Source organism: Bacillus sp. NPDC060175 (assembly GCF_042728695.1).
GTDB lineage: Bacteria > Bacillota > Bacilli > Bacillales > Bacillaceae_G > Bacillus_A.
In genome coordinates this window covers 222,798-230,500 of sequence record NZ_JBHWYR010000001.1, presented here as the reverse complement: position 1 = coordinate 230,500, position 7,703 = coordinate 222,798, and the positions used below count along the sequence as shown (strand labels likewise).

Here is a 7,703-nt window from a genome sequence, read left to right as displayed (position 1 = left end):
ATACAGTGGTTAGATCACCCATACATGCCCATCAACTTAAGGATATTGACTACTCTCAAGTGTAAAAAACGTTATTCTTTCTAAAGAAGATTATTAGAAAGAATAACGTTTTTTATGAATGTTTTGTTTCAAGGTAGACTACAATTATTTGCTGAAGAGCTATGCTGCCATTTAGTACTTTCTTTATAATTGGGATTCTTTTATGATGAAATCAAATTTTTTATCTAGGCTTTAATTAAACTTTCTTTCAAGTCTACAGGATGTAGTGAAAAATGATAATATTTTATTTAAAGTGGAATTAGTATACAAAAAATTAATCAAATTTGTCTCTAAATCGATTTGATAACTTCCTTTCGGTTTTATTACTATTGATCGAAATTACATTCCTAGATGAATTATTTGCTGGATTAGTTTTTTGGAATTCTTTGAAAAAGTCAATGGGACTAGTAAATAATTCTTCCATAGCTCTTATAGCCATTCCTTTGGTTTTATGACTAGACTCTATTAATATGTGATGATATAGATCAAATAAAAGTAGCTGAATCTGATTTTGTTTTTCTTGTAATTTGTTATATTTCTCTTTTTGTATGGAGAGTTGCTTTTGATAGTCTTCATTTTTTTGTTTAAGCTCGTTTTCTTTTTGTACTCCCTTAATAATTAGCTTTTCTAATGGAAGTAAGCTGTTAATTAAAGCCTCTTTATTGGCGTATTTTTTATCAACTAGATCTACTATGTTTGGAACTGCTTTTTTTGCATCATTTGAAATAGGGAGCCGATGAGTAAATACAGCATTAGCTTCATCTACTAATTCTCTTCCTAGGCGACCTTGTTTTCTCCAAAAAGATTCTGATGTACTTGTATCTAAACGACCTTGCTCAACTAAATAATTAGAAAAACAATAGATATCCGAATATTTAATCTGACCTGATACATTTTTTTCCGTTTTATACAAATAGATTATTTCTTTTACTTGAGTCTCTGTTAATTTTACTTTACGCCCCACTTTATTCATCAAAAATGCCCCCTTTTGAATTCAGAGTTTGTAGCGCTGTTAAATTACTTATCTCAGCTTGAACTTGTTTTGAGGTAGCTTTTAGCCGTCCTAATATATTAGGGTTTATTCTTGTCAATTCGTCTTTTAAAATATTTGAATGTAAATTTTTTATAAAAGAAAAGAGTTCATGAATATGCTTTCTTTTTTTAAACAATATTTCTTTAATTAATTCTTCTTTTTCCAGAAGCTCTTTTGTGTTAATTCTCCAATGAGAACAAAGCATACATTCTTCAGACTCGCATCTTTGTAAGGCGTCTGTACAATAACCTACTGTTAATTTTCCTTGAAAAGAAGAGGTAGGAGGAGCGAATGCTTTTAGTTGAATTTCTTTCGGGATAAAAGCAGCATTTATAGCATCTGTAGTCTGTCCTTTATGTTGATTTTCTTTCAAGTATTTAAATTTAGAGAATAATTTAAATACTTCACTATCAATCCAATATTCTATATGAGATGAATAGTGGTATTGTGCATTAATTGTTTGATGTCCACCGAGTCTTGCGATTTCAACTGGAGAAATTCCTTGCATCATGAGAGAAACGAAAGCAAGGTGTCTAGTATCATTAGGACTGAGATGATATTCTTTAGGAATATCACAATTATAGGTTTTATTAAGTACATCTTTATAAAATTTTGTAATTAATCTTTGCAGATTCTCACGATTAAAATCAGTACTAACCCTTTTCTGGCGTTTTCTTCGATTAGATGAATCTGTCCATATTAAAGAAGGATACGAAATTAGGGTATTAGAATAACCATATGATTGAGTATCGTTAATATAATTGTTTATGAGATCATATATATCTTTTGATATAGCGACAGTATCAAGTATTTGGATGTTGCGTTTATTGTTTGATTGTATCTTTCTTCTTGGAAGATGTATGAAGTACTCATTGCTTTTGACTGATAAGCAATTTCTTTTTATGGCAGCAAATTCTACGCTTCTTATAGGTATAACATTGGTAAGCTTCCACCAGATTAAAAGGGGGTAATACAAAATTTTTTCTTTTTGTACGGTTATATCTAAACCTCCTTTTGCTTCTAGCTGTTTAATTGTTTCAAAGTGTTTTTCTAAGTAATAAGAAAATTTCAGTATTTCCTTTGAAGGAGGAAGTTGCCTAACACTATGAATAAAATTAAGTTTAGAGTTTACTTCATGAAGTTTAGGGATAAAAATCTCTCCAACCTCAAGGTCGCTATAGTCAAAAAAATTCAACATTGAAGTTATTAAGTAGATTTTAGTGTTGTTTTCAATGATTGGTTTATGTAACCATTCTATGAATTGACTAACAATTTCTTTTTGGAAGCCATGGGTTTCTTTAAATGCTAGTAAGAAGTGATAATATTGGTTGACTACGGTTGCGATCTTAAATTTATTTAATAACTCTGAAATCCAACACTTAACTATGAGTTTAAACTCATTTGGTAAATCAGTACTAAACATATGTGTGTTTAACTCCTTGAAGTCAATTTTATGTGTTCTGCCTTTAGAGTTAGGGTTTGCCAATAACCATAAATCATCATCGAATTCACCAGATATCAATAAGTCTAATTTCTTTAATTGTTGTAATGTGCTTTTGGATTCTTCAATGGTGGTCAGTAGAGAAAATGATGATTCTGATAGAGCTTCTATTATCTCTTCATCTATTCCTAGTTTAATAATATTCATATATCCTCCTATAATTCGTACTGTGTTGTAGGGACATAGGTGAGATATTCTTCGATGTCTTTTTCGAGTTCTAGATTATCTAATAAAGCCAATAACTCAAAATAGCCTTCTTGCTTTTTTTCGAAAAACTGAAATACTTCTTCTTTTCCAAATGAAACACAAGCATCGTGTAATATATCCATCTCCATGTATAAAAGATTAGCTAACTTTATCCGCTCAGTATTATAGGGAGTGTTTTCAAATTGTTCTTTAAATCTTTTTAAATGGGAACTAATACTTTCTGTAATTGCGGAAAGTACATAAAAGTTAGGGATGGCATATACACATTGTTTGCAGCTCTTTGCTGGGTAGATACAGCCTGTTTCTGATACTAAGCATTGGATATGTTCCTCTCGGCTAGGAAGTACATTAGAATTTAGTTTGAATAAATAATCTATGACAGCTTCCTTTCCCATATTTAAAATCATGTCACCAATTAATTTTTTTTCTGATAGAACACTATTAATAAATTCAGATGTAGCTTCTATCTGGTAAATATCCTTAAATTTTTTATTTAATACAGTAATTTCATGTGTTCTCTGTTCACGATTATTTGATTCTCCTAAAAGTACTTCGGCAAAAAGGTTAGTAATATATCCAAAGTGTTTTCTTTGAAACAGCTGGCGAGATAAATAATCTAATTCTTTTTCTGGGATGTGTATATAAATATTAGTAGTTTCAAAGTCTGCATGTGCACGTAGTCTTTGGGCGACTTCAAGTGCAGCTCCTCCATGTCCTTTTTGAAGAAGTAAAATATACATAAATGATAATAAGGTTCTATTCATTTTCCTATTTTCAAAAATAAACTGCGAATCACTAAAATTTTTAAAGAAAGCTTTTTGAGCCGTCTCAGTAAAGTATTGATGTTTATTTCCGAAATCAATAATATGATTACGTATTGGAAAACACTCATTTGCTACAAGTTGACATATAATTACTGCCGTTGCTAAAGAAATTGTAAGATCTCTTGAGCAAAAAAAACGGTTAGTTACTTGTGTTTTTGAGACGGTTAAATCTTTTGCAATAAGTTGGTTGATAACCTTTTGAGCATCTTCGATGCTCAATTCTTGATCTTTGAATTGTTGTAGAGATGTTATATGAATTAGTTTTAAATCAACATTGGGGATTTCACATACATCTTTGTGTCGCCAAGCATTGTTTAAGTGAATTAGTATATATAACCATGAAGAGGCGTAATGTTTACTTAATGTGTTGTGCTTCCTTTGGTATTTATAGTCATGGGTTTTATTAATAGCGTCATTGATCGCCTTCGTTTTGTGTAATGTTATGTTATTTGTATAATGGAATAAAAGTTGGTATTGTTCATATTCATAAATATCTTTATCTTTCTTTGTTGATTTTGTGGCATATGGATTTTTTATCAATTTTAAGTTGAACGTTGGTAAGCTGTTAACTTTTAATTCATGATAATAGCTATTTATAAATGCATATAAAACAAACTGATGTGTAATAGGGATTTGCTCATTAAATAATAAAAGGTTAATTTCTTTAGAAGATTTGAGATAGAGTTCTTGATTTCCTAGCGAATTAATGAGGTGCTTTGTACACTTTACTAGTTGAGCTACATTTGCTTCAACTGTTAGTTTGTGTGCCTTAGATAGTTTCAATTTATTGATACAATAGCTCATCCACTGATTCTTTGTATACCAACAATTTGTAGGGAATGTGAGCTCATATATATCTAGTTGAGTTAAGAAGGAATCAGTTGGTTTACTATAGTTTAATTGAGCGATTTGTTGCTTAATTGTATCTTCTTTAATAAAGGCGTCTACTTCGGATTTTAAATAAACAAAGCTACGACGATTTTTGCTATTTAAAGCTACTTTAATTAAATAAGATGTTTTGTACCTAGTGAAATACTTATCAACATGCTGAGAATAACCTTTATTTCGAAGGTATTGTGGAGTGCAATATTTTATTTTTGCTTCTTCTTGAAGTTGCTTTAATTGGTTAATATCTGTTTTTAGATATATTGTGGTGTCTTTATAATAAAGGAAATCTAGATTTTCTTCCTTTCGAATTTGTTGGAGTTCTGTATCATTCGCATTTAAAATGTCTTTGACTTCTTTTAATGTATAATAGCTATTAATCTTAAAGGGCGCTCTGGGTTCGGTGTTGCTAAGTGAAAGCTGGGGAGTATGAACGAATAGGTGTTCAATATCTTGTTTGAAATAATAGGATAATGTGTAGTGAAATGTTAATTTTTTTATATTGTTTTTTCCAATCCAATGGTTAAGGTCTCTGTGAGTTATTTGATACTCCTGTACTACGTCATTGTTTGAAATATATTTTTCAAAGAACAGATCCAACCCGGTACGTTCAATAAATATAAACTCCCTCTCAATTGGTATTTCGAATTTTTTGTATTTGATTCCTATAGATTTACATATATGAAGAAGATTTGGGATGAAATTAACTTGTAGCTGAGAAATTTTAAATTGTTTTATACCAAATAATCTAGTAATTTTGGTGAGTTTATAATAATGTTGTTGTAGTTCACCTACTAATTTAGCGTACTTTATGAAGGATTTCTCTTCAACGAAGAACTTATTATCGGTATCAAAGAAGTACTTAAAATGCCCCAATTGCGCTATCTTGATTAAGGTCTCTACTTTTTTTGCTACATGACTATACTTAACATCCTTTACTACCCTAGCCCCAATCAACCATGTAGATTCATTTGAGTTGGTATTGTATTTTACAGTAGCTTGTTTGAGTATGTTGAAATCACTGATTGAAATGAATGGGTTTTTAATAGTTATCTTTACCTCGTTTATATCTGTTTTTCTTAAAATCATATGATAATCGTGTAGTGATAGATTAAGTTGCTTTAATATATCATCTCTGTGTATAAATTCTTTTGAAAAACGTAGCATGTCAATTTTTTTTATATACTCTTTGTTTCTAAATACTTTAAAATCAATTAACAATTGCTCTTTATTTTTAATAAGTCCTTCTTTATAGTGGGTAATTTTCGCATTTTTTTTTACGTGAAATACTTGTTCAATAAATGAATGAATGGATAAGTAGTTTTCGTGTATTTCACTTTCAATTTTTATATATTCTTTTATCTCTAATATTGATACGAAAGAGGTATTGTTCTCGTTCTTTATAGTAATAAACCCCTCTTTTTCAAGTTGTTGTAATTTGAATCGACTCATGTTCAAGCATTTAAATTCAGGATCAATTGCTACTGAGTTAATAGGAACCAAATCTTTTTTCACGTTTGAGCACACCATCTTTCCAGATTTTTTTAACAAGATTATCTTCAATAAATCCAATACGTTCAATAGGGATATTTTTAATTTCGTCCATTGCTTCTTTTATAGATTCTATTGTTAGTTTTTCATCTACATAGTCCATTGCGGAGTGGATACTTCTATCACCACGCCCGATAGCAATTTGAGTAATGCTTAATCCCATATCCATCAAAAAATTTGTGAAAATACCTCTTCCTATATGTGTCCCCCAGTAAGAGTCGCTAAATAGCCTGTAATCATCATATCGTTCGGCTGTTAATAAAGATTTAAGAAAATGCTTTTTTATCTTTTTAAATCTTTTTTCGTATACTTTTCCAGACATGGCGTTCCCATCTTTATTAATGAAGAAAGCAAAAGGATTTTTTATTTCCTTTTGTTTTATTTCGAGCATCTTTCTATGTTCTTCATACACTTCCCATACCAGATCATTATCTAATACGCTTTGTCTAGTTAAATGGGTTTTAAGGTAATTTAATCGTTTTGGATACTCATTTTTTGTATCTTTTAAGTGTGAGAATAATTTATTTCGGTTATCCTGAATTTGTACAGATAGACTTTCTCTTGTAGAAGCAAAGATATCTCCTCTAGTGATGTTTACAACTTCTCCTTTTCGTAGGCCGCCATAGAACTGTAAGCAAACACCAAAGGCAATGTCAGGCGCTACTTTTCGTGCTACTTGAATAAAGTGCGCAGTAAGAGAGTATCTGTTTACACCGAAATCTTTTAACTTTGCAGTTCTTTTCTTCATGGTATCTTTTGAAGGGAATCTAGTTTGGAGGCTCGCATGTCTAAATAATGATTCAATTATAGGATTACCATTAGCATCCGTTCTTGATTTTACTTCAAAGTGTTGGTCAATTAAATCTAGTTCTTGTAAATATAGATAAAACTTAGTTAATATCCCTTCGTGCTGTAGGACAGTAGAACGCTTAAGTCCACATAATGTTAAGTATGAAATATATTTACTTCCATGACTAAGGGTGAGGCCCCTAATCCCTTCACTTTGAAGTGATAGGAAAATGTCGTTCCTTTCTTTTATTTCACAATATATAAAATTCAGAAAACGACAAACGATATAGGCTGGTATTGTTTGTGAGTTTAAGGATTTTCCCATGTATGCATATTTAATTCTTATAAAGTCTGTTAGTGGATGAGGTATTGTAACGCCCGTTTGTTTATCCTGGACCCCAATAGCAATAATTCTATTTGTAACAATTATGTCTCGTATCGTTTCCTTTATAGGTATTTCTTTGACGACAAATCGGTAATTTGTTAAATTGCTGTTCATCTGAATACCTCCCTTGAAAATATATTACATTAATTGAACGGGTTATTAAATACTACGTAGTAAACTATTTTGCCCTTGGGGATAAATGGATGGTCGAAATGGTTTTACCTATACCCCCTTGGTAAATATGGAGTTATATAATAAAGGTAGGGATAAAATTTATTTTGGCCAAAACTGTACCTATATGTCTTCATAACCATCCCTCAGGAGATCCGGCGCCGAGCCGTGAAGATATTGAAGTTACAAAACGACTAGTAGAATGTGGTCGAATTATTGGAATTGAAGTGCTTGATCATATCATAATAGGTGACCATAAATTCGTGAGTTTAAAGGAAAAAGGTCATATTTAAGACTATTCTTTTTACCTATTTTGTT

General features: G+C 30.7%; 4 protein-coding genes and 1 pseudogene. 1 reads left to right on the top strand and 4 read right to left on the bottom strand.

The window, feature by feature from the left end:
• Positions 1–313 precede the first annotated feature (313 nt).
• The 4 genes from ACFWDE_RS01245 to ACFWDE_RS01230 are packed head-to-tail and all read right to left on the bottom strand — an operon-like array spanning position 314 to position 7,328.
• Entirely contained in the window at positions 314–1,012 is a 699-nt protein-coding gene (locus ACFWDE_RS01245; protein WP_377889479.1) for a hypothetical protein, read from the bottom strand.
• A complete protein-coding gene (locus ACFWDE_RS01240) occupies positions 1,005–2,720 on the bottom strand; it encodes a site-specific integrase (RefSeq protein ID WP_377889477.1) in 1,716 nt (571 codons plus the stop codon). Before ACFWDE_RS01240 ends, ACFWDE_RS01245 begins: the two co-directional genes overlap by 8 nt.
• 8 nt (positions 2,721–2,728) lie before the next feature.
• Positions 2,729–6,004, bottom strand: coding sequence for a hypothetical protein (locus tag ACFWDE_RS01235; RefSeq protein WP_377889475.1), 3,276 nt, complete (start codon positions 6,002–6,004; stop codon positions 2,729–2,731).
• On the bottom strand, positions 5,979–7,328 hold the full coding sequence (locus ACFWDE_RS01230) for a site-specific integrase (protein WP_341305773.1): 1,350 nt from the start codon (positions 7,326–7,328) through the stop codon (positions 5,979–5,981). The genes ACFWDE_RS01235 and ACFWDE_RS01230 overlap by 26 nt, the downstream gene beginning before the upstream one ends.
• Positions 7,329–7,510: 182 nt before the next feature.
• Between ACFWDE_RS01230 and ACFWDE_RS01225 the strand changes: the two are divergent.
• Positions 7,511–7,678 (top strand): annotated as a pseudogene (locus tag ACFWDE_RS01225) (JAB domain-containing protein); the annotation flags it as partial.
• Positions 7,679–7,703: the final 25 nt, after the last annotated feature.